General features: G+C 64.2%; 19 protein-coding genes. 10 read left to right on the plus strand and 9 right to left on the minus strand.

The window, feature by feature from the left end; translation table 11 throughout:
- Positions 1–37 precede the first annotated feature (37 nt).
- On the plus strand, positions 38–619 hold the full coding sequence (locus tag Q0718_RS10135) for an ADP/ATP-dependent (S)-NAD(P)H-hydrate dehydratase (protein ID WP_298917240.1): 582 nt from the start codon (positions 38–40) through the stop codon (positions 617–619).
- Here Q0718_RS10135 and Q0718_RS10140 read toward each other — a convergent pair.
- Positions 616–2052 carry a serine hydrolase gene (locus Q0718_RS10140; RefSeq protein WP_298917243.1) on the minus strand — a complete coding sequence of 479 codons (1437 nt, stop codon included), beginning with the start codon at positions 2050–2052 and terminating at the stop codon, positions 616–618. The two genes, Q0718_RS10135 and Q0718_RS10140, sit on opposite strands and share 4 nt — an antisense overlap.
- Before the next feature lie 10 nt (positions 2053–2062).
- Positions 2063–2857, minus strand: coding sequence for an exodeoxyribonuclease III (gene xth, locus Q0718_RS10145; RefSeq protein ID WP_298917246.1), 795 nt, complete (start codon positions 2855–2857; stop codon positions 2063–2065).
- Positions 2858–3928: 1071 nt separating this feature from the next.
- On the opposite strand from xth, the gene ettA reads away from it, so the two are divergent.
- From ettA to Q0718_RS10185, 8 genes are all read left to right on the plus strand, one after another.
- On the plus strand, positions 3929–5587 hold the full coding sequence (gene ettA / locus Q0718_RS10150; protein WP_298917248.1) for an energy-dependent translational throttle protein EttA: 1659 nt from the start codon (positions 3929–3931) through the stop codon (positions 5585–5587).
- 134 nt (positions 5588–5721) lie between these two features.
- Positions 5722–7608: a glycoside hydrolase family 9 protein gene (locus tag Q0718_RS10155; RefSeq protein WP_298917251.1), complete on the plus strand. Its 1887-nt coding sequence runs from the start codon at positions 5722–5724 to the stop codon at positions 7606–7608.
- Between the two features lie 72 nt (positions 7609–7680).
- On the plus strand, positions 7681–8643 hold the full coding sequence (locus Q0718_RS10160; RefSeq protein ID WP_298917253.1) for a metalloregulator ArsR/SmtB family transcription factor: 963 nt from the start codon (positions 7681–7683) through the stop codon (positions 8641–8643).
- Positions 8640–9587, plus strand: coding sequence for a methylenetetrahydrofolate reductase [NAD(P)H] (gene metF, locus Q0718_RS10165; protein ID WP_298917256.1), 948 nt, complete (start codon positions 8640–8642; stop codon positions 9585–9587). The genes Q0718_RS10160 and metF overlap by 4 nt, the downstream gene beginning before the upstream one ends.
- Positions 9588–9593: 6 nt before the next feature.
- A complete protein-coding gene (locus Q0718_RS10170) occupies positions 9594–10286 on the plus strand; it encodes a TerB family tellurite resistance protein (protein WP_298917259.1) in 693 nt (230 codons plus the stop codon).
- A gap of 115 nt (positions 10287–10401) precedes the next feature.
- The gene (locus Q0718_RS10175; protein WP_298917262.1) at positions 10402–10755 is read left to right on the plus strand and encodes a hypothetical protein; all 354 of its coding nucleotides are present in this window, start codon (positions 10402–10404) and stop codon (positions 10753–10755) included.
- Positions 10756–10773: 18 nt separating this feature from the next.
- Entirely contained in the window at positions 10774–11649 is an 876-nt protein-coding gene (locus Q0718_RS10180) for a DMT family transporter (RefSeq protein WP_298917265.1), read from the plus strand.
- A 15-nt stretch (positions 11650–11664) separates the two neighbouring features.
- Positions 11665–12378 (plus strand): N-acetylmuramoyl-L-alanine amidase, encoded by a 714-nt coding sequence (locus Q0718_RS10185; protein ID WP_298917268.1) that lies wholly within the window; start codon positions 11665–11667, stop codon positions 12376–12378.
- Here Q0718_RS10185 and Q0718_RS10190 read toward each other — a convergent pair.
- The 6 genes from Q0718_RS10190 to Q0718_RS10215 are packed head-to-tail and all read right to left on the minus strand — an operon-like array spanning position 12349 to position 15625.
- Positions 12349–12585 (minus strand): ribbon-helix-helix domain-containing protein, encoded by a 237-nt coding sequence (locus Q0718_RS10190; protein WP_298917270.1) that lies wholly within the window; start codon positions 12583–12585, stop codon positions 12349–12351. The genes Q0718_RS10185 and Q0718_RS10190 overlap by 30 nt on opposite strands.
- The gene (locus Q0718_RS10195; protein ID WP_298917272.1) at positions 12582–12965 is read right to left on the minus strand and encodes a hotdog domain-containing protein; all 384 of its coding nucleotides are present in this window, start codon (positions 12963–12965) and stop codon (positions 12582–12584) included. Before Q0718_RS10195 ends, Q0718_RS10190 begins: the two co-directional genes overlap by 4 nt.
- A 13-nt stretch (positions 12966–12978) precedes the next feature.
- Positions 12979–13158 carry a DUF4169 family protein gene (locus Q0718_RS10200; RefSeq protein ID WP_298917276.1) on the minus strand — a complete coding sequence of 60 codons (180 nt, stop codon included), beginning with the start codon at positions 13156–13158 and terminating at the stop codon, positions 12979–12981.
- Positions 13155–14546 (minus strand): class II fumarate hydratase, encoded by a 1392-nt coding sequence (fumC, locus tag Q0718_RS10205; RefSeq protein WP_298917278.1) that lies wholly within the window; start codon positions 14544–14546, stop codon positions 13155–13157. Before fumC ends, Q0718_RS10200 begins: the two co-directional genes overlap by 4 nt.
- Positions 14547–14579: 33 nt before the next feature.
- Positions 14580–15074, minus strand: coding sequence for a hypothetical protein (locus Q0718_RS10210; RefSeq protein ID WP_298917280.1), 495 nt, complete (start codon positions 15072–15074; stop codon positions 14580–14582).
- Positions 15071–15625, minus strand: coding sequence for a ClpXP protease specificity-enhancing factor SspB (locus Q0718_RS10215; protein ID WP_298917285.1), 555 nt, complete (start codon positions 15623–15625; stop codon positions 15071–15073). Before Q0718_RS10215 ends, Q0718_RS10210 begins: the two co-directional genes overlap by 4 nt.
- A 102-nt stretch (positions 15626–15727) precedes the next feature.
- Between Q0718_RS10215 and Q0718_RS10220 the strand changes: the two genes are divergently transcribed.
- Positions 15728–17059: a cytochrome P450 gene (locus Q0718_RS10220; RefSeq protein WP_298917290.1), complete on the plus strand. Its 1332-nt coding sequence runs from the start codon at positions 15728–15730 to the stop codon at positions 17057–17059.
- Here the strand turns inward: Q0718_RS10220 and Q0718_RS10225 are convergent.
- On the minus strand, positions 17056–18048 hold the full coding sequence (locus tag Q0718_RS10225; RefSeq protein ID WP_298917293.1) for a phosphatase domain-containing protein: 993 nt from the start codon (positions 18046–18048) through the stop codon (positions 17056–17058). The genes Q0718_RS10220 and Q0718_RS10225 overlap by 4 nt on opposite strands.
- Positions 18049–18258: the final 210 nt, after the last annotated feature.

The following is an 18258-nucleotide window of genomic DNA, read 5'->3' on the forward strand; positions in this document are numbered from 1 at the left end:
GCCGGGCTTGTCACGGTGCAGTGTGCGGAGCGAGGGGATGTCTACCGCGCCCCCCCTGAGCCCGGAAATCATGGTGCAGGATGCAGGCGAGCCGACACCCGCAAAGACCACGGCGCTGCTGGCCGGGCCGGGCGGCCTCGCCGACATGCACCGCCGGCCCGTCCGGGAACGCACCGATCTGGCCAGAGTGCTGGATAGCGCCGCGCTGCCGGACGATCCCGACGCGATGGACGGCAATGACGATACGATACTGACCCCGCATCGCGGCGAGTTCGAACGCCTGTTCGGCGCTGTGTCGAGCAACGCCATCGACGGTGCCGTCGATGCGGCCCGGCGCTGCGGGTGCATCGTCGTGTTGAAAGGCCCGATGACCGTGATCGCCTCTCCGCAGGACGATCCCATCATCAACGACCGTCCCAACCCCGCCTTGGCCACGGCCGGAACCGGAGACGTGCTGGCCGGGATCATCGCCGGTCTGGTCGCGCAGGGCATGGTGCCGCGTCTGGCGGCCGCAGCGGGCGTCTGGCTCCACTTGGAAGCGGCCGACGCCGTCGGCCCCGGCTTGATCGCATCGGACCTCGGACGCGCCGTCGGGTCTTCGCTCGCGGCCTTTCGCTAGTCCGGGCCCGCCAAAGCGTCCAGCACCGCCGCCGTGAACCCCGGCCCGTCGAAATAGTTGCCGCGATAGTCGTAGCCCCTGCGCACGATGACGATGTTGCGGCTCGGCACGATGATCAGGAACTGGCCGCGATTGCCGAGGGCGGCATAGGTGTCGTTCGGAACGCCGGGATAGTCCAGATAGCGCCAGAACTGCGCGCCGTAGCCCCTGTACCCTTCATCGGCATCATTGTCTTCCGGCCTCTCACCCTTGCCCCAGGGCTGGACAGGCGCGGGCGCGGATACATAGTCGCTCCAGCCAACGGGCAGGATGCGTTCGCCGTTCCAGACGCCGTCGTTCAGATAGAGCAGGCCGAGCCGCCCGAGGTCTCGCGCGGTCGTCCAGACCTGGCTCGACAGGATGAAATCACCGTCCCAATCGGTTTCCGGCACCGTATCCAGCATGCCGATGCGGTGGAACAGGGCCGTGAACGGATAGGTCAGCGAACGCTCCCGACCGATCCTTTCCCGCAAGGCACGCAGAGCCAGCATCGTGTCGTTATTGGCATAGCGCCAGCGTGTGCCTGGCGCGGCATCCAGACCGGCGCTCACGGCATGTTGCGCCACCAACCCGCCGCCCAGATAGACGTCGTCCGTGCGGTTCCCGGCCGGATCCGAATTCAGGCCGGACGCCATGTGCAGCAGATGCTCGACCGTGATGGCGCCGCGCGGATCGCCGGGCCGCGACCAGGCATCCAGTCCCGCCGGTTCGTCCAGCGCGATCAGCTCGTCCTGCACGGCTGCTCCGATCACACTGGCTGCGATCGATTTCGCGACGGACCAGGTGCGCTGGGACGTGTCCTGAGCGAAACCGTCGCGGTAGCGTTCGCCGACGATCTGCCCGTCTGAGACGATGAGCACGGCGCTCGTCCGGCCGTCGAACGCGCCGTCGAACGCCTGCCCAATCGTCGCGTCGAGCGCGGCCTTCCGGCCCGCTCCGATCGACAGGGCATTGGGCAGGCGGTCCCCCATTGGCCAAGGAGCGGCGTCGTCGCGCAGGGGGGCGTCCAGATCGATGCGCGGCAAATGCCGCGCCGCATCCGCCTTTGCGCCCACGGGCAGGGCGGCGCAGCCCAGGAAAGGGCGGTGAACGGCCAGGCGCGGCGGCATGCCGGAAGCATAGGTCACCGACACAGTCCGCCTGGCCGCGTCGATCCGCGCCGCGCCGACATCGTCGAACAGCGACTCATAGACGGGATAGGTGTGTCGCAACTCGTCATCCGCGATCTGCTCGACCGATTTGCCGGCGTTGAATGTCGCCGAGCACGTGAACATAGCCTTGTAACCCGCTGCAAAGGCAAGGTTCTGTATCGTGGGTTTTACTGTTTCGTCCTGCGCGAGGGCCGGAGCGGACACGAGCGCCAGAGGGGCGAGAAGTGAGAGCCATCGCGTCATCGCAAATCTCCTAGAAGTCGAACCGTCCGACGATCGGCACATGGTCGCTGGGCTTCGCGCCGTCGCGCACGAACTTGTCGATCGACACGTCCACCAAACGGTCCATCGCGCTGGCCGAGCAGAGCAGATGGTCGATGCGGATGCCCAGATTGTTCTGCCAGGCCCCGCCCTGATAATCCCAGAAGCTGTATTGTCCGTCGCGCCCGTCCAACATTTCGAACGCATCGTAGAGACCCAGATGCTTGATCGCGCGGAAAGCCGCCAGCGTTTCCGGACGATAGAGCGCGTCGCCCCACCATGCTTTCGGATCGTGGCAATCGCCCGCGCGCGGGATGACATTGTAGTCCCCGGCCAGGATCAACGGCTCTTCATGGGTCAACAGCTTTGCCGCATGGGTCTTCAGCCGCGCCATCCAGTCCAGCTTGTAGCGGTATTTCTCGCTGTCGGCCGTCTCGCCCACCGGATTGCCGTTGGGCAGGTAGATCCCGCCGACGCGCACCACGCCGCGACCCGCCGGAATGACGGCTTCGATGTAGCGCGCCTGATCGTCGCCATCGTCGCCCGGCAAGCCGATCGTGACCTCGTCCGGGCTTTGGCGGCTGAGGAGGGCGACCCCGTTATAGCTCTTCTGGCCGTGGACGCTGACATGATAGCCCAGCGCCTCGATTTCCAGGCGCGGAAAACCCTCATCGACCGTCTTGATCTCCTGCAGGCACAGCACGTCCGGTTTGGCGGCCTCCAGCCATTCCGTAAGCGCCGGCATCCGCGCCTTGACCGAATTGATGTTCCAGGACGCAATCTTCATGAACGCCCGCGTCGGAACTTTGCGCATCCCTGTCAAGCATTCCCGCAACGGACCGCCCCTCTCCCCACCCCCTCATCCCGGGCTCGACCCGGGATCCATCTCCCCACCGTTCCGCCCAGCCCAGCCGCCCCGGATGGACCCCACGAGACCGTGCGAGCGCGTCCCTGTCCGGGGTGAGTGGTATAGGAGACGCCATCCCCGGCATTCATAGCCGGGGATGGAAGACATCGGAATAGTGGGCTCCATTCAGGCCCGAAGATCCGCCTCGAAGCTTGCCTGGAATGGCTGACCGGGAAACCTATCCGCATTTATCGACCTTAGCGGATGGGCGCATCCTCTTGCTTTCCTTAATTTTCTAAAAAAACTTCACGAAACTAATCCTGATCATCCCCGTATGGGGATAGTTTCATACCCGTTCGCTGCAAGACACGAGGAGGGGCGTAACCCTCGGTGCAGCGGGCAGGAGCGAGGGCTCGGTGGTGCGAGCGGGGATCCTCCCGCCGCACAAGGACTGTGAAGAGCAGTCCGCGGGTCCTCTTTCGGGAGAGCCGACGCCGGGGTCTGACACCCCCGGTGCAATCGTAGCCCCGGAGAGGACCGCGCACCGCCGGGTGGAGTCGCCAGCCGATCTACGCAGCGGCTGGCGTCCTTCCGACGTAACGCTCCGACGTGTGGCTGGTCCCTGGGCTCCGCGCGCGCTTGAGATCCCCGCCTCGCCAGGGTCGGCGGACGGGGGGAGGCCGTGGAGCGCAGAGGGTGGGCCCCACGCCGGGCGGCGATGTCGGGCTTAGCTTCTCGCGCGGGCTTTCGCCCTCGTAAATAGGTGTGTCTTCGCTTTCAATCCTTCGGGAGCGAAAGCCCGCGCCTCGTGTCGCCAATAGGCGGCGCAGAACGACCCCGCCGTGGCCCCGATGCCCGGTTGTACGGAGGGGCATGTCCGAATGTCATGGAAACCCGACTTGAAAAATCCGGCGCCAACGAACATATGCGCTTCAAGACATGCGCCGCTTCCGGCACGCGCTTCTCACACGACAATCCAAGCCCCGATCCAAACTTATGGGAACGCCCGTCATGGCACGCCAATTCGCCTATCACATGCAAGGTCTGACGAAGAAATTCGGCAACAAGACCATCTTGGACAATGTCCACCTGTCCTTCTATCCCGACGCCAAGATCGGCCTGGTCGGCGTCAACGGCGCGGGCAAATCGACCCTCATGAAGATCATGGCGGGCGAGGACACGGAAGTGACCGGCGAACATTGGGCGGCCGAAGGCGTCAAGGTCGGCTACCTGCCGCAGGAACCCAAGCTCGATCCGGACAAGGATGTCTGGGGCAACGTCATCGCCGATTGCGAGGACAAGAAGATCTTCGACCAATACAACGAGGTCGCCATGAAGATGGCCGAGGATTATTCCGACGAGCTGATGGAAGAGATGACGGCCTTGCAGGAGAAGGTCGATGCGCGCGATGCGTGGGACATCGACAGCAAGATCGAGATGGCCATGCAGGCGCTGCGCTGCCCGCCCAAGGACGCGGACGTGACCAACCTGTCGGGCGGGGAACGCCGCCGGGTCGCGATCTGCCAGCTGCTGCTGGCCAAGCCTGACCTGCTGCTGATGGACGAACCGACCAACCATCTGGACGCCGAGACCGTCGCCTGGCTGGAAAACTATCTGATCAACTACAAAGGCGCGGTCATCCTGATCACGCACGACCGCTATTTCCTCGACAATATCACGAACTGGACGCTGGAAGTGGACCGGGGCCGGACCTATCCGCACGAAGGCAATTATTCGTCCTGGCTGGCGTCGAAGGCCGCGCGCATGGATCAGGAAGGCCGCGAAGCCGACTCCAAGACCAAGGCGATGAAGCGCGAGCTGGAATGGATCCGCTCCAATCCGAAGGCGCGCCAGACCAAATCCAAGGCCCGGATCAGCGCCTATGAACAGCTGCGCGACTCGGCCGAGAACGAAGTCGTCGGCCATGCCGAAATCCGCATTCCGATGGGCGAGCGGCTCGGCAATATCGTGGTGGAGGCCAATAACGTTTCTAAAGGGTTCGACGACAAACTTCTCATCAAGGATCTGTCCTTCAAGCTGCCGCGCGGCGGGATCGTCGGTGTGATCGGCCCGAACGGCGCCGGCAAGACGACCCTGTTCAAGATGATCACGGGCGAGGAGCAGCCGGACGAGGGCAGCTTCAAGGTCGGCGAGACGGCGGAGCTCGGCTATGTCGATCAGAACCGCGACGCGCTGGACAACAGCAAGAACGTCTGGGAAGCGATCTCCGACGGTTTGGATATCCTCAAGCTCGGCAAAAGGGAAGTGCCGTCAAGGGCTTATGTCGGGGCCTTCAACTTCAAAGGCACGGACCAGTCCAAGAATGTGGGCCAGTTGTCGGGCGGTGAACGCAACCGCGTCAACCTGGCCAAGATGCTGACGCGCCCGGCTAACCTGCTGCTGCTCGATGAACCGACCAACGATCTGGACCGCGAAACGCTGGCCTCGCTCGAAGTCGCGCTGGAGAAGTTCCCCGGTTGCGCCGTGGTCATCTCGCACGACCGCTTCTTCCTCGACCGGGTCGCCACGCACATCCTGGCCTATGAGGGCGACAGCCACGTGGAATGGTTCGAAGGCAACTTCGCGGACTATATCGAGGACAAGAAGCGTCGCCTCGGCGACGATGCCGACATCCCGAAAAAGCTGAAATTCGTGAAATTCGAACGGTGATTCCGGCGGTCGCGATCAAGCGGATAGTGGCGGCACGCAGCACTATCCTTTCGAAACCTGCGCATAAACCAAGGATTCGATTGTAAAAGCACATTATTAATCCTCGCCGAACGGATCGGCGATAGACTGCGCTCATGCGCGCTCTGCTTATTCTCCTGCTGATCCTTACCGCGCTGCCCGCGCGCGCGACCGAGCCTGCCCCGTTCATCCTGGTCGACCAATTCGGCTATGTGCCGTCGCTCGAAAAGCGTGCGGTGATCCGGGACCCGCAGATCGGCTTCGACGCCGCGCGGTCGTTCCAGCCCGGCGAGACCTATGCGGTCATCGACCTGCGCACTGGCGAGGCCGTCCATCGCGGCCATCCTGTCGCTTGGCAGGGCGGGCAGGTGGACGACGTCTCCGGCGACCGGGTCTGGTGGTTCGATTTTTCGTCCGTCACGCGCCCCGGCCTCTATGTCGTGCGCGATCTGGACCGCGGCGTGGACAGCGATCCGTTCGAGATTTCGCCGACCGTATACCGGCCCGTGCTGCGCGAAGCGTTCCGGGTCTTCTACTATCAGCGGGCGGGCTTCGAAAAGCGCGCGCCTTTCGCGCGCCGGGCCTATGCCGACGACGCCTCGCATATGGGCCGTGGACAGGACGGCGCGGCGCGGCGCTTCGACGCCGAGGATGACCCCGATACGGAACGAGACCTGCGCGGCGGCTGGTTCGATGCGGGCGATTACAATCAATATACGGGCTGGACGGCCAACTACGTCTCCGGGCTGCTGGCCGCCTATGCGGAGAATCCGGCCGTCTGGACGGACGATATGGGTATTCCGGAATCCGGCAACGGCGTGCCGGACGTGCTGGACGAGGTGCGCTGGGGGCTGGCCTGGCTGGCGCGGATGCAAAACGCCGACGGCTCGATGCTGTCCGTGCTGGGCCGGGACAGCGCGTCGCCCCCGTCGAAAGCGCGCGGGCCGTCCTTTTACGGCCCGGCCAATACATCGGCGACCGTGACGGCGGCCGGGGCGTTCGCGGTGGCAGCGGAAACCTTCGGCCGCGTGCCCGAACTGGCGGGTCTGTCGGACGACTATGCCGCGCGCGCCTTGCGGGCCTGGCGGTGGTCGCAGGCCAATCCGGACGTGCGGTTCGAAAACAACAGTGCCGTTTTCGGCTCCGAAGGACTGGCCGCCGGACAACAGGAGGTCGGCCGCGACCGGCTCGACCGCAAGCGGCTGATCGCGGCCGCGCAGTTGTTCGGCCTGACGGGGGAGCCGGCCTTTGCCGAGGAAGTCGGGCGGCTCTATCGTCGCACGGGCGGCATTGCGCCGGACACGGCGAACGGTTTCGAGGGCGACTTGGCGTTCACCCTGCTGAACTTCGCCAACCGTCCCGGAGTACCGCCGGCACTGTCACAGCGCATCAGGCGCGACTATGCGGCATCGCTGTCGGCGTGGAACGGCTTCGGCGCGGTGGACGCGCAGGGGGATGCCTACGGCGCCTATGTGGACGGCTATTGGTGGGGCAGCAATGCCGTCAAGGCGCGCCGCGGATCGGTTTTCACGCAGGCCGTGGTCGGCGGAATCGATCCGAAGACGCACGGCCGGACGGTCAATTCGGCCTCGCATTACCTGCATTACCTTCACGGGGTGAACCCGATGGGCCTCGTCTATCTGTCGAACATGGACGAGGTGGGGGCGGAGCGGTCCGTCTCGACGCTCTATCACGCCTGGTTCCCGGACGGGTCGCGGGACTATGACAGCACGAAGACCTCCCGCCACGGCCCCGCGCCGGGCTTCCTCGTCGGCGGGCCGAACGATTCCTATTCGCGCGACGCCTGTTGCGAGACGCATTGCGGCGGTCATGGCGACAGGGTCTGCCGCCGTCCGGGCATCGTCCCGCCGACCGGGCAGCCGCCCGCCAAGTCCTACGGGGAGTTCAACGACGACTGGCCGCTCAATAGCTGGGAAGTGACGGAGCCGTCGCTCGCCTATCAGACGGATTATCTCAGGCTGCTGAGCAAGTTCGTGCGCTAGCCGTTCATCTTCGGACAATCATATAAAGAAAATCTTATATGCGGCGCGGTCCGGCTATGCTAGGCCGAGATCGTGGAGACGACCGCCCGCATATTGAAACTGCTCGGCCATCCGGACCGGCTGCGCATTCTGGCGCTGTTGCGGCAGGAAGAGTTGACTGTGTCGGAACTGGTTTCCGTTCTGGAGCTGTCGCAACCGCGCGTGACCCAATATGTCCGCTCGCTGGAAGATGCGGCGATCATCGAGCGTTTGCGCGAAGGCTCCTGGGTCTTTTCACGGCTGAAACCCGCATCGGATTCCGCGGCCGCCCGACTGGTGTCGGTCGTGCTGGAACATCTGCCGGACAACGATGCGGATCTGGGTGCGGACCGCGAACGGCTCGCCCATGTCCGCGCGGCTCGGGCCGTCCGGGCGGAGCGGTTCTTTGCCGACGTGGCCAATAATCGCGGCCGCCTGAGCCACGAATTCCTGCCGCAGTCGCAGGTCGAGGCCGCGATCCTGGAACAGCTGGAGGGTCGCAGTTTCGGCATGATGGTCGACCTTGGAACCGGGTCGGGCCGAATGCTGGCGCTGCTGGCCGACCGGGTGGAGCGCGGCATCGGCGTCGATCTGTCGCCCGACATGTTGCGCGTCGCACGCTACACCCTGTCGGATGACCGGTTTTCCCATCTGTCCGTGCAACAGGACGATCTGCGCGATACGACCTTGCCAGACGGCGTCGCCGATCTGGTGACGCTGCACCAGGTGCTGCATCACCTCGACCGGCCATCGGACGCGCTGTCCGAGGCCGCCCGCCTGTTGCGTCCCGGCGGCACTTTGCTCGTCGTGGACTTCGCCGAGCACGAGCGCGAGGAATTCCGGGACGATTTCGCCCACAGGCGTCTCGGTTTTTCGCGGGCCGAAATGGACCGGATGATCAGCGCGCAGTCCCTGTGCGATGTGGATGGCTGCCGCGTCAGCGTGGCCGATGCGTCCCATCCCGACCTCCTGATCTGGCAGGCGCGCCGCGCGCCCGCTTTGGAAACAGTCTCATGACCTTGCCCCAACGCGACGCCAACGCCCCGGTCGGGACGATCGCCCGGACATCGTCGGACGTGACGTCCAGTGCGTTCGGCCAGGACGTCGCCGTCAGCTTCGAGTTTTTCCCGCCCAAGACGAAAGCCGCGGAAGAGCGCCTCTGGTCGGCCATCGAAACGCTGGAGCCGCTGAACCCGGACTTCGTGTCCGTGACTTACGGCGCTGGGGGATCGACTCGCGAACGCACTCACCGCACCGTGCAGCGCATGGTCGATGAAACGCGTTTCGACCCGGCGGCGCACCTGACCTGCGTCGACGCCACGCGCGAGGACATTGACGAGATCGCGAAGGACTATTGGGATATCGGGGTTCGCCATATCGTGGCGTTGCGCGGCGATCCGCAGGACGGTATCGGCGAAAGCTACGCCCCGCATCCGGGCGGCTACGCCTATGCGTCGGACCTGGTGGCCGGGCTGAAGACCGTGGCCGATTTCGAAGTGTCCGTGTCGGCCTATCCGGAACGCCATCCCGAAAGCGCGGACTGGTCGGCGGAGATCGACAATCTGAAGCGCAAGATCGATGCCGGCGCGACGCGCGCCATCACGCAGTTCTTCTTCTCGCCCGATATCTTCTGGCGGTTCCAGGACCGCGTCCTGGACGCGGGCATCGACATTCCGATCGTGCCGGGCCTGATGCTGCAGCCCAACGTCAAGGGCCTGCAGCGCATGGCGTCCTTGTGCGGCGTGGCGGTGCCGGACTGGTACGTCTCCCTGTTCGACGGTATCGACGACGATCCGGCCACGCGCGATATGCTGACGGCGACGCTGGCGGCGGAACTGGCGGCGGAACTGCATGACCGCGGGGTCCGGCACTATCATCTCTACACGTTGAACCGGGCGGAAATCGCAAGCGCCGTGGCGCGCGTGCTGGGAATGCACAAGCGGGTCCGTGCGAGGGGTTGACGCGCCGTGATACTGGCGCGACTCCTTTCTGCCGCGGCGCAGCTGTTCGGTCCGCAATCCGCGACCGACGGGCGGGGCGTGGCCGGTGACAATGACGATGCGCCGGTCGTCGCCGCCTTGATCGCGCTGGGTGCGAAAATGGCCAAGGCGGACGGCGAAGTCCGCGCCGAGGACATCGCCGCATTCGACCAGGTCTTCCGCGCCGATGCGGCATCGCGCAGCATGGTCGAACGCTTCTTCGGTCTCGCGCGCCAGACCACGCTCGGTTTCGAACGCTATGCCCGTCGGGTCGCGCGCCACTTCCGCGCCCGTCCCGCCGCGCTGGAAGACGTGATGGACGGCCTGTTCCATATCGCATTGGCCGACGGCATCCTGACCGATGACGAAAACGAATATCTGTCGCGCGTCGCCGACATATTCGGTTTCTCGGATGCGGAATATGCCCGCCTCAAGGCGACCCATGTCGGGCGCGATGCGGACGACCCCTATCTGATCTTGGGCATCGACGAGACGATCGGCGACGACGATCTGCGCAAGGCTTACCGCCGCGCGGCGGCGTCCAACCACCCCGACCGTCTGGTGGCGCGGGGATTGCCGCCTGAAATGACGGCTCTGGCGACGCACAAGATGGCGCTGATCAACCGGGCCTACGCCCAGATCCTGGCGCAACGCAAACAGGCCAAGGCCATCTGTCTGTGAGCCTGAAAGGCTTGCTCCGGAGCATGTCTGACGTGGATGTGACGGCATGGCAATGCACCGACCCTTGACCCGGGCCGTAATTATACCGATCTAGGACAGGTTAGGAGACCCAAGGATGACTGGAACGCAACATCTGCAAGGCCCCGGCGCGGGACTGTTCGGCCAGATCGGCCGTTGGCTGACGCTGGCCATCATGTCCGTCGCGGCGGCTTTCATGCTGTTCTTCTCCGCCGCCTTCGCCCTGTTCCTGGTCGGCGCCGTTCTCGTACTGGCGATCGTCGCCGTCAGCATCTTCTGGATCCGTGCCAAACTGACAGGCCGCCCATTCGGTCCGAAAGCCCGCATGGACGCGCACATGGCCGAATTGCGTCGCCAGATGGGCGTGGACATGCGTGATGAGCCGCGGCCCGCCGACGGGCCGGTCATCGACGCCCACGAAACGCCGGAAGGCTGGACGGTCGAACGCTAAGCGCTTACGCGCCCCCGAATGACGGGGCGCGATTTCATTCTATTGATGCTGTGCTGTCTCGGTTGGGGCGGCAACTTCGTCGTCAGCGCTTGGGTCGTCGGGTCCAATCCTGTTCCGCCTTTCATGCTGGCGCTGTTCCGGGCGGGCTTCGTGCTGCTCTTCATGGGCGTCTTCCTGTTCCGCCCGCTTCCGAAAGGCTTCGGGCGGCTGTTGATCGTCAGCCTCTGTGTCGGGCCCATCCATCTGGGCCTGCTCTATACCGGATTGCAGACGGCGCCGGCTTCGGCCGGATCGATCATCAGCCAATCGCTCATTCCGATGTCCACGATGTTGTCCGTTCTGTTCCTGAAGGAACGGATCGGCTGGGTGCGCTCGTCGGCGATCGGCGTCTCCTTCGTCGGTGTCATGATCATGGTCTACGAGCCGGGCGCCTTGTCGCTCGATTACGGGCTGATCGTCCTGTTGGTGGCCTATGTCTCCCTCGCTATCGGCTCCGTCCTGATGCGGACCGTGCCGGATGTGGATTGGCGGCAATATGTGGCGTGGACGGCCTTGCTGCTCTTTGTGCTGTCCTTCGCCGCGACGAGCCTGTTCGAGACCGGACACCACGAGGTCTGGGACGTCGCCGGATGGAAACTGGTCGCCGTCGCGCTCTACGCCGCCTTGTTCGTCAGCATCTTCGCCCATGGCCAGTATTTCCGCCTGCTGCAGACCTACGAGGTCAATCAGGTCATTCCGCTGACGCTGATCACGACGCTCTGGGCCTGCCTGCTGGGCGTCATGCTGTTGAACGAGACGCTCTATCCGCGCTATCTGATCGGCGCGGCGCTCATCCTGCCTTGCGTCTGGATCATCGCGCGCCGCGGCGCCGTGCCGCCGGTTCAAGAGGATTAGGGCAGGAGGATCGAAATGATCGACGCGCCGTCGCCGAACCACAATGCGCGCAAGCTGCCGGTCTCGATGCTGGTGCTGCATTATACGGGCATGGAAAGCGGGAAGGCGGCGCTGGACCGGATGCGCGATCCGGAAGCCGAAGTCAGCGCGCACTACATGGTCGAAGAGGATGGGCGCATCTTCCGGCTGGTCGGTGAGAGCGACCGAGCCTGGCATGCGGGCCGCTCGGACTGGAACGGCGTCACGGATGTCAATTCGGCCAGCATCGGGATCGAGATCGTCAATGGCGGACATGATTTCGGCCTGCCCGATTTCCCCAACGCGCAGATCAACGCCCTCATCCCTCTGTGCAAACGCATCCTGTCCGATCACGATATTCCAGCCCGCAATGTGGTCGGCCACTCCGATATCGCACCGGAGCGCAAGAACGATCCGGGCGAGAAGTTTCCATGGGCCGGGCTGGGCGCGGCCGGGATCGGCCTTTGGCCGGGCGAGGGGAATGGCGACCGTCGCGTCCTGCTCGAGCCGGGCGAGCGGGACCGGGGCGTGACGCTGCTGCAACGCGCGCTAGCCGGGGTCGGCTACGGCATCGCGTTGGACGGCGTGATGTCGGAGCGGATGGTCGCGGTCGTGCGCGCCTTCCAGCGCCGTTACCGGCCGGAGCAGGTGGACGGCGTCGTGGATATGGAAACCCTCGACCTAGCCGCGCGACTCGCCCGCATGATCTGAGCGCAGCTGCGCCAGCACCCAGACCCGGATGTAGCTGGCCAATCCCTGATCGGGAGCCTGGATGAGCCGGACATCGTCCAATTCCCGGATCAGTGCCGAGACGGATCGCGACCGCGCGGCCGCACATCGGTCCACTTCGGCCCAGAACTCCGGCTCCAGTGCAACGGAGGTCGCGTGGCCATGAATGGAAATGGAGCGCTTTTTCATGGGCTATCGGACTGGCTGAGCCCAGGTCCGCAGGGCAGGCGGGTCGGGCGGCCGTTGTCGTCGATGGCGACGAAGACCATGCGGTCGATCCGCACGATATCGCGTTTGGACCGCAGTTCCCGCACCGAGCACCGCAGCGTGATCGACACGCGGGTCGTGTTGGTGATCTCCATGCCGATCTCGACGACATCGCCGAGCATGGCCGGAGCCTGGAAATCCATTTCGGATATGTACTTCGTCGCGACCAGCTCGGCCCCGCTTTCAACGGCGGCGTAAACGGAGGCCTCCTCGTCGATCCAGGCCAGCAGCCGCCCGCCGAAGAGCGTTCCGCGGCTGTTGAGGTCGGCAGGCATGACCAGGCGGCGGGACAGGAATTTCACTAACGCACCTCGCTTAATCGACGGGCGGGATCCTATGCGCGTCCAGCTTGCGTGTCAGTGCGACTTTCGTCTGGTCGGCGGCCTTGCTGTGCGCCGCACCCATTCCGTGCGCGATGCGGTTGGCATCGGCGCGTTTTGCAGCGCCCGCCTTGGCCCTGCGTTTGCGCGCCGTCCTCAGATTGACGATTTTCACCGCGGCGCGATCATGAGTTCCGGACGAACGACGGCGTCGAATTCCTCTTCGCTGACAAAACCGAGCTTCACGGCTTCCTCGCGCAGGGTCGTGCCGTTCTTGTGCGCCGTCTTGGCGACGGTCGTCGCGTTGTCGTAGCCGATTGTGGGCGCCAGCGCCGTGACCAGCATGAGCGAGCGGCCCATCAGTTCGGCGATCCGCTCTTCGTTCGCCGTGATGCCGACGACGCAGCGGTCTGCGAAGCTGCGCGCCGCGTCGGCCAGCAGCGTGATCGATTGCAGCATGTTGTAGGCCATGACCGGCTTGTAGACGTTCAGCTCGAAATGGCCTTGGCTTCCCGCGATGCTCATCGTCGTATTGTTGCCCATGACCTGCGTGCAGACCATGGTCAGGGCTTCCGCTTGGGTCGGATTGACCTTGCCCGGCATGATCGAACTGCCCGGCTCGTTGGCGGGCAGGCTGATTTCGCCCAGTCCCGAGCGCGGACCGGAAGCGAGGAAGCGGATGTCGTTGGCGATCTTGAACAAGGACGCGGCGACCGTGTTCAACGCGCCGTGGGCCGAAACGAACGCATCATGCGCGGCCAGCGCCTCGAACTTGTTGTCGGCCGTCTTGAACGGCAGACCGGTATAGGCGGCGACTTCGGCGGCGAAATCTTCGGCGAAGCCCGGCTTGGCGTTCAGCCCTGTGCCGACCGCCGTCCCGCCTTGGGCGAGCGGATAGAGTTCTTCCAGACCGCGCTTCACCCGCTCGATGCCGAGATCGAGCTGCGCGACATAGCCGGAGAACTCCTGGCCCAGCGTCACCGGCGTGGCGTCCTGCGTATGCGTCCGCCCGATCTTGATGATGTCGCGGAAGCTTTCCGCCTTGTCGTTGAGCGCGTTACGCAGCACTTGCAGCTGTGGGAGCAGCGCATGCGCGATCTGTTCCGCGGCGCTGATATGCATGGCCGTCGGGAAGGTGTCGTTCGAGGACTGGCTGCGATTGACGTGGTCGTTGGGATGGACCGGATCCTTGGATCCGATCTCCCCGCCCAGGATCTCGATGGCCTTGTTGGACACGACCTCGTTGACGTTCATGTTGGACTGCGTGCCCGATCCGGTCTGCCAGACCGAGAGCGGGAAATTGTCGTCGAGCTTGCCTTCCGCCACGTCGGAGGCCGCCTGGACGATGGCATCCTTGAGCTGTCCGTCCAGATTGTCCGCCTTGTGATTGGCAATGGCGGCGGACCGCTTGATGATGCCGAGCGCACGGATCAGAGCCGGAGGCATGGTCTCGATCCCGATGGGAAAATTGATCAGCGACCGCGCCGTCTGCGCGCCGTAATATTTGTCCGACGGAACTTTGAGTTCGCCGAAGGAGTCGGATTCGGTGCGGTGTTCGGTCATGGCCGCACACCTAACAAGCCGCGGTCGAAATGGCTAGCGGGGGGACCAATCGACAGGCGTGAATTGGCAGCCCACACTGGGCTTCACCATTCCGTCAATTCGCTCCATGCAGACTTCGACCATGTCTTGGTTCGGGGCATTGCCATTCTCGTCCAGCGAGTCGGCGAAATCATCGCGCCAGAAAGCATCGTCGGAAGCCGGCGCTTTCTGGAAACCTATATAGGCCGCGATCGCTACCATGCCGACATAGTTATAATACTGGCAGGTGAAACCGGGCCGTTCGTTAGCGTCGAAAAACTTGGCATGTGCGATCAGTTCGGTGTCGGGATGCTGCAATTGAACGCGGATGCCGGACTGGAGCACCAAATTCGGCAGTTTGCCCACTGTCCCGTCTTGCAGATATTGGCTGAATTGGGCCGCCGAAGGGCATGAAACCCGGTCTTCGGCAATCGCAGGGGTGGCGAGCAGGATAATACAAGTCGTGATAGGCAAGCCGAGGGTTTTGAGGCGTTGCGCTGGAAGTTTCATTTTTTCCGGAAACTGTCCAGGCTGACGACTTTCGGACCATCATCGGTCGGCGTGTCTTCGGGGTCCGTCTCTTCGGTTGCGGGCACAAGCGCCGTATCGGCTGCTTTGTCCGGTATGCCGAGGCCCGTCGGGGCAGGGGCGCCAAGCGACGTGCTCGGTGTCAGGTCCAGCACCGGTCCGCCTTCCATTTCCGCGGGCGTTTCGAAAGCCAGCGAAAAGCCGACGCTCGGATCGTGGAAGCGGGTGATGGCGTGATAGGGAACGCGCAGATATTTCGGGATGCCGCCAAACTTCAAGGTGACTTCGAAATCGTCGGAATTGGCTGCCAGATCCCAGAACTGGTGTTCCAGCACGATGGTGATCTCTTCCTTGTATTTGTCGGCCAGCGCATCGTCGATTTCCACCCCCGGATAGCGGGTCAGGAAGGTGATGTAGAAATGGTGCGCGCCGGGTAGCCCGTCTTCGCGGATCACGCGCCGGATCGCATCGCGCACGACTCCGCGCAGCGCCAGGCTCCGCATCTGTTCGTAGTTCATCAAGTCCTGGCTCATGGCCTTCACCTTAGAGCGGCGGAAAAGCGGGTCAACCGCCAACGGGGTGCGAGATGATGATGCACGTCAAGACAGACGGCATGCTGGTGCGTATGAAGGCGCATGACCCCGCTGTTCCAGCCGCCCCACGCCCCGCCCCTGACCGGTGAGGAAAGCTTCGTCGAAGCGACGTGGAAGTTCTTGCGCAATCCAGTCGAAGGCTTCGGCCCGCTGGCCTATCGCCAGCCCATCGTTTCGGCAAAGACGATGGGGCGGACCCTGCATACGATTACCGATCCCGAAGGCATGACCGACATATTGGTGCGGCATGCCGACAAGTTCACCAAGACCGCCATCGATGCGCGCATTCTCGGCCCGGCGACGAAGGAAGGGCTGCTATCGGTCCATGGCGAGCAATGGAAGCGGCAGCGCCGGTCCGTCGCGCCGATCTTCCGAAAACGCCACATGGCCGATCTGGCGCCGCTCATCACCGCGGTGATCGAGGATTTCACGGCTCGCCTGGACGTGCGACCTCGGCTGGATCTGTCCACGGCGATGGCGGAGCTGACTTTCGATGTGCTGGCCAAGGCGTTGCTGGGCGATCCGCAAGGGCTCGACCGCGACCGGTTGAAGACGGCGACTCGCGCCGTGGTGACCGGGGCCGGAACATTGCGGCCGGACGATCTGCTGCCCTGGCCGCGCTGGGTGCCGCGGCCGATGACGCCGCGCGGCTCGACCGCGCTGAAACGGCTCAAGCGCGCGGCGGACGACCTAATCGCGGAGCGGACGGATCATCCGGCCGACGATTTGGTCGGCTTGCTGATCGATGCGGAGAACCTGAACCGGCGCGAGCGGCGCGACAATCTGATCGGCTTTTTCATCGCCGGACACGAAACGACCGCGCTGACCCTGACGTGGTCGCTCTATCTGCTGGGGCGGCACCGGCCGACGCTGGAGCGGGTCAGGAGCGAGGTGCGCCAAGTCTGCGGCGACGGACCGGTCGGTTATGACGATCTGGATGATCTTGCGTTCACGCGCGCCGTCATCGACGAAACGATGCGACTCTACCCGCCTGCGCCGATCCTGAACCGCGAGCCGCAAGCCGAGGTCGAAGTGCTGGGCCGGACGCTCGCGCCCGGGGATGCGGTGCTGCTCAACAACTACGTCATGCACCGGACGGAGCGTCTGTGGGACGACCCGCTCCTGTTCGATCCGGACCGGTTCATGCGCAATCCGTCGTTACGCGGCAAAGGTGCGCCCTACATGCCGTTCGGCGCCGGGCCGCGCATCTGCGTGGGCGCGGCCTTCGCGATCATGGAAGCGGTGATGGTGCTAGCCACGCTGGCGCGCGATTACGACATCATCGTTGCCGACGACGTCTATCCGCGCCCGCTCATGACGGTGACGCTGCGGCCCGAAGGCGGCGTGCCGGCGCGGCTGGAGCGGGTTGCCTAGAAGCGGTTGTCCAGCAGTGGCTCGAACGTCTCGCCGGCGAAGATTTGAACGCCTTGCGCTTCGATCTCCTTGAGCGGCAGGCGGTCTTCCTCGCCGAGGCCCGGTCCGGGCGTGCGGATGAACACGCCCTTGATGCGGCCCGGATGACGCAGGACGGCGTCGCGATAGACGACCGGATCATGCTGCCCGCTATCGCCGATCAGGTAGAAGGGCAGGTCGGGGTTGGCGGCCAGCACCGTGTCGACCGCGGCGCCCTTGTGGTTGCCATGCGTGCCCACGACCATCTTGGTCGGGTCGATGCCGAAGTCGCGCAGGAATTTCGGGCCGCGCACGACACCGTTCGCCACGAAGACCGCATCGAGGAAACCATGCAGGTTCCAGGACGAGGAGCTGACATAGAAGACGGGATTCTTGGTGCCTGACATCGACCCGGCCATCTGCTTCAACAGCGTCGCCGTGTCGGGATAGACGTAACGGCTGCCGACGGACCCGGTGACGCTGGTCCAGAGGTTCTTGCGCGTGGACCAGGCCTTGGTCTGCATGACCGTGTCGTCGATGTCGGAAATGACGCCGTATTCGGCGGTCGGCGACGTGATCAGGACGGGATGGTGAACCGTTTCCCCGGATCGTTCGGACTTCACCGTCGCTTCCGTCCAGCCGGGCGGCGGGTTCTTGCGGTCGAGTTCGAGCCGGTAATAGCCTTCGTCGTCCGAGACGGCCTGGTTGTTGCCGAGCGTCACGGTTTCGCCTTTGACTTCCTGCGTCATGAACAGGGCGGCCATGGCGGCGAGATTGTCCACCAGGGACGGCGTGTCGTTCGACGCGCGTGTCGTGTCCGCCGCGAGCGCCCGGCCGCGCACGATGATCTTGTCGGGAGTCGAATAGCCGAAATAGGGCTGGAGATGCAGATTCTCCGGCGGGGCATCGTCTTGGAAAGTGTCGATCAGGTTTTCCGCCCTGACAGCGATCGAGTGCATGAATGATGTCATCCCCGACGCAATGCAGGGCGGTTCCGATGGTTCCGGGAAATGTTAACGGCAGTTAGGGACTCAATCTGAAGCAAGAATATCAGAGTGGATGGTTTGCCGATAAAGGCTCGCGGCGAGAACGTTCTTTATTATCCTTTGGGACGATCGTCCGGAGCGGCATTCGCAACGCTCGCTTCGCAAGTCTTGGGACCCGCAGGGCGGGACGCAAAT

The sequence above is a fragment of the uncultured Algimonas sp. genome (genome assembly GCF_947498175.1).
Lineage (GTDB): Bacteria > Pseudomonadota > Alphaproteobacteria > Caulobacterales > Maricaulaceae > Litorimonas.

Excerpts from the sequence above, each read along its gene's own strand:
- Q0718_RS10210 (WP_298917280.1), bottom strand. The coding sequence starts at position 15,074 with ATGAAACTTCCAGCGCAACGCCTCAAAACCCTCGGCTTGCCTATCACG.
- Q0718_RS10190 (WP_298917270.1), bottom strand. The coding sequence starts at position 12,585 with ATGAAAAAGCGCTCCATTTCCATTCATGGCCACGCGACCTCCGTTGCA.
- Q0718_RS10155 (WP_298917251.1), top strand. The coding sequence starts at position 5,722 with ATGCGCGCTCTGCTTATTCTCCTGCTGATCCTTACCGCGCTGCCCGCG.
- Q0718_RS10220 (WP_298917290.1), top strand. The coding sequence starts at position 15,728 with ATGACCCCGCTGTTCCAGCCGCCCCACGCCCCGCCCCTGACCGGTGAG.
- fumC (WP_298917278.1), bottom strand. The coding sequence starts at position 14,546 with ATGACCGAACACCGCACCGAATCCGACTCCTTCGGCGAACTCAAAGTT.
- Q0718_RS10215 (WP_298917285.1), bottom strand. The coding sequence starts at position 15,625 with ATGAGCCAGGACTTGATGAACTACGAACAGATGCGGAGCCTGGCGCTG.
- Q0718_RS10135 (WP_298917240.1), top strand. The coding sequence starts at position 38 with ATGTCTACCGCGCCCCCCCTGAGCCCGGAAATCATGGTGCAGGATGCA.
- metF (WP_298917256.1), top strand. The coding sequence starts at position 8,640 with ATGACCTTGCCCCAACGCGACGCCAACGCCCCGGTCGGGACGATCGCC.
- Q0718_RS10225 (WP_298917293.1), bottom strand. The coding sequence starts at position 18,048 with ATGACATCATTCATGCACTCGATCGCTGTCAGGGCGGAAAACCTGATC.
- Q0718_RS10185 (WP_298917268.1), top strand. The coding sequence starts at position 11,665 with ATGATCGACGCGCCGTCGCCGAACCACAATGCGCGCAAGCTGCCGGTC.
- Q0718_RS10175 (WP_298917262.1), top strand. The coding sequence starts at position 10,402 with ATGACTGGAACGCAACATCTGCAAGGCCCCGGCGCGGGACTGTTCGGC.
- Q0718_RS10180 (WP_298917265.1), top strand. The coding sequence starts at position 10,774 with ATGACGGGGCGCGATTTCATTCTATTGATGCTGTGCTGTCTCGGTTGG.
- xth (WP_298917246.1), bottom strand. The coding sequence starts at position 2,857 with ATGAAGATTGCGTCCTGGAACATCAATTCGGTCAAGGCGCGGATGCCG.
- Q0718_RS10140 (WP_298917243.1), bottom strand. The coding sequence starts at position 2,052 with ATGACGCGATGGCTCTCACTTCTCGCCCCTCTGGCGCTCGTGTCCGCT.
- ettA (WP_298917248.1), top strand. The coding sequence starts at position 3,929 with ATGGCACGCCAATTCGCCTATCACATGCAAGGTCTGACGAAGAAATTC.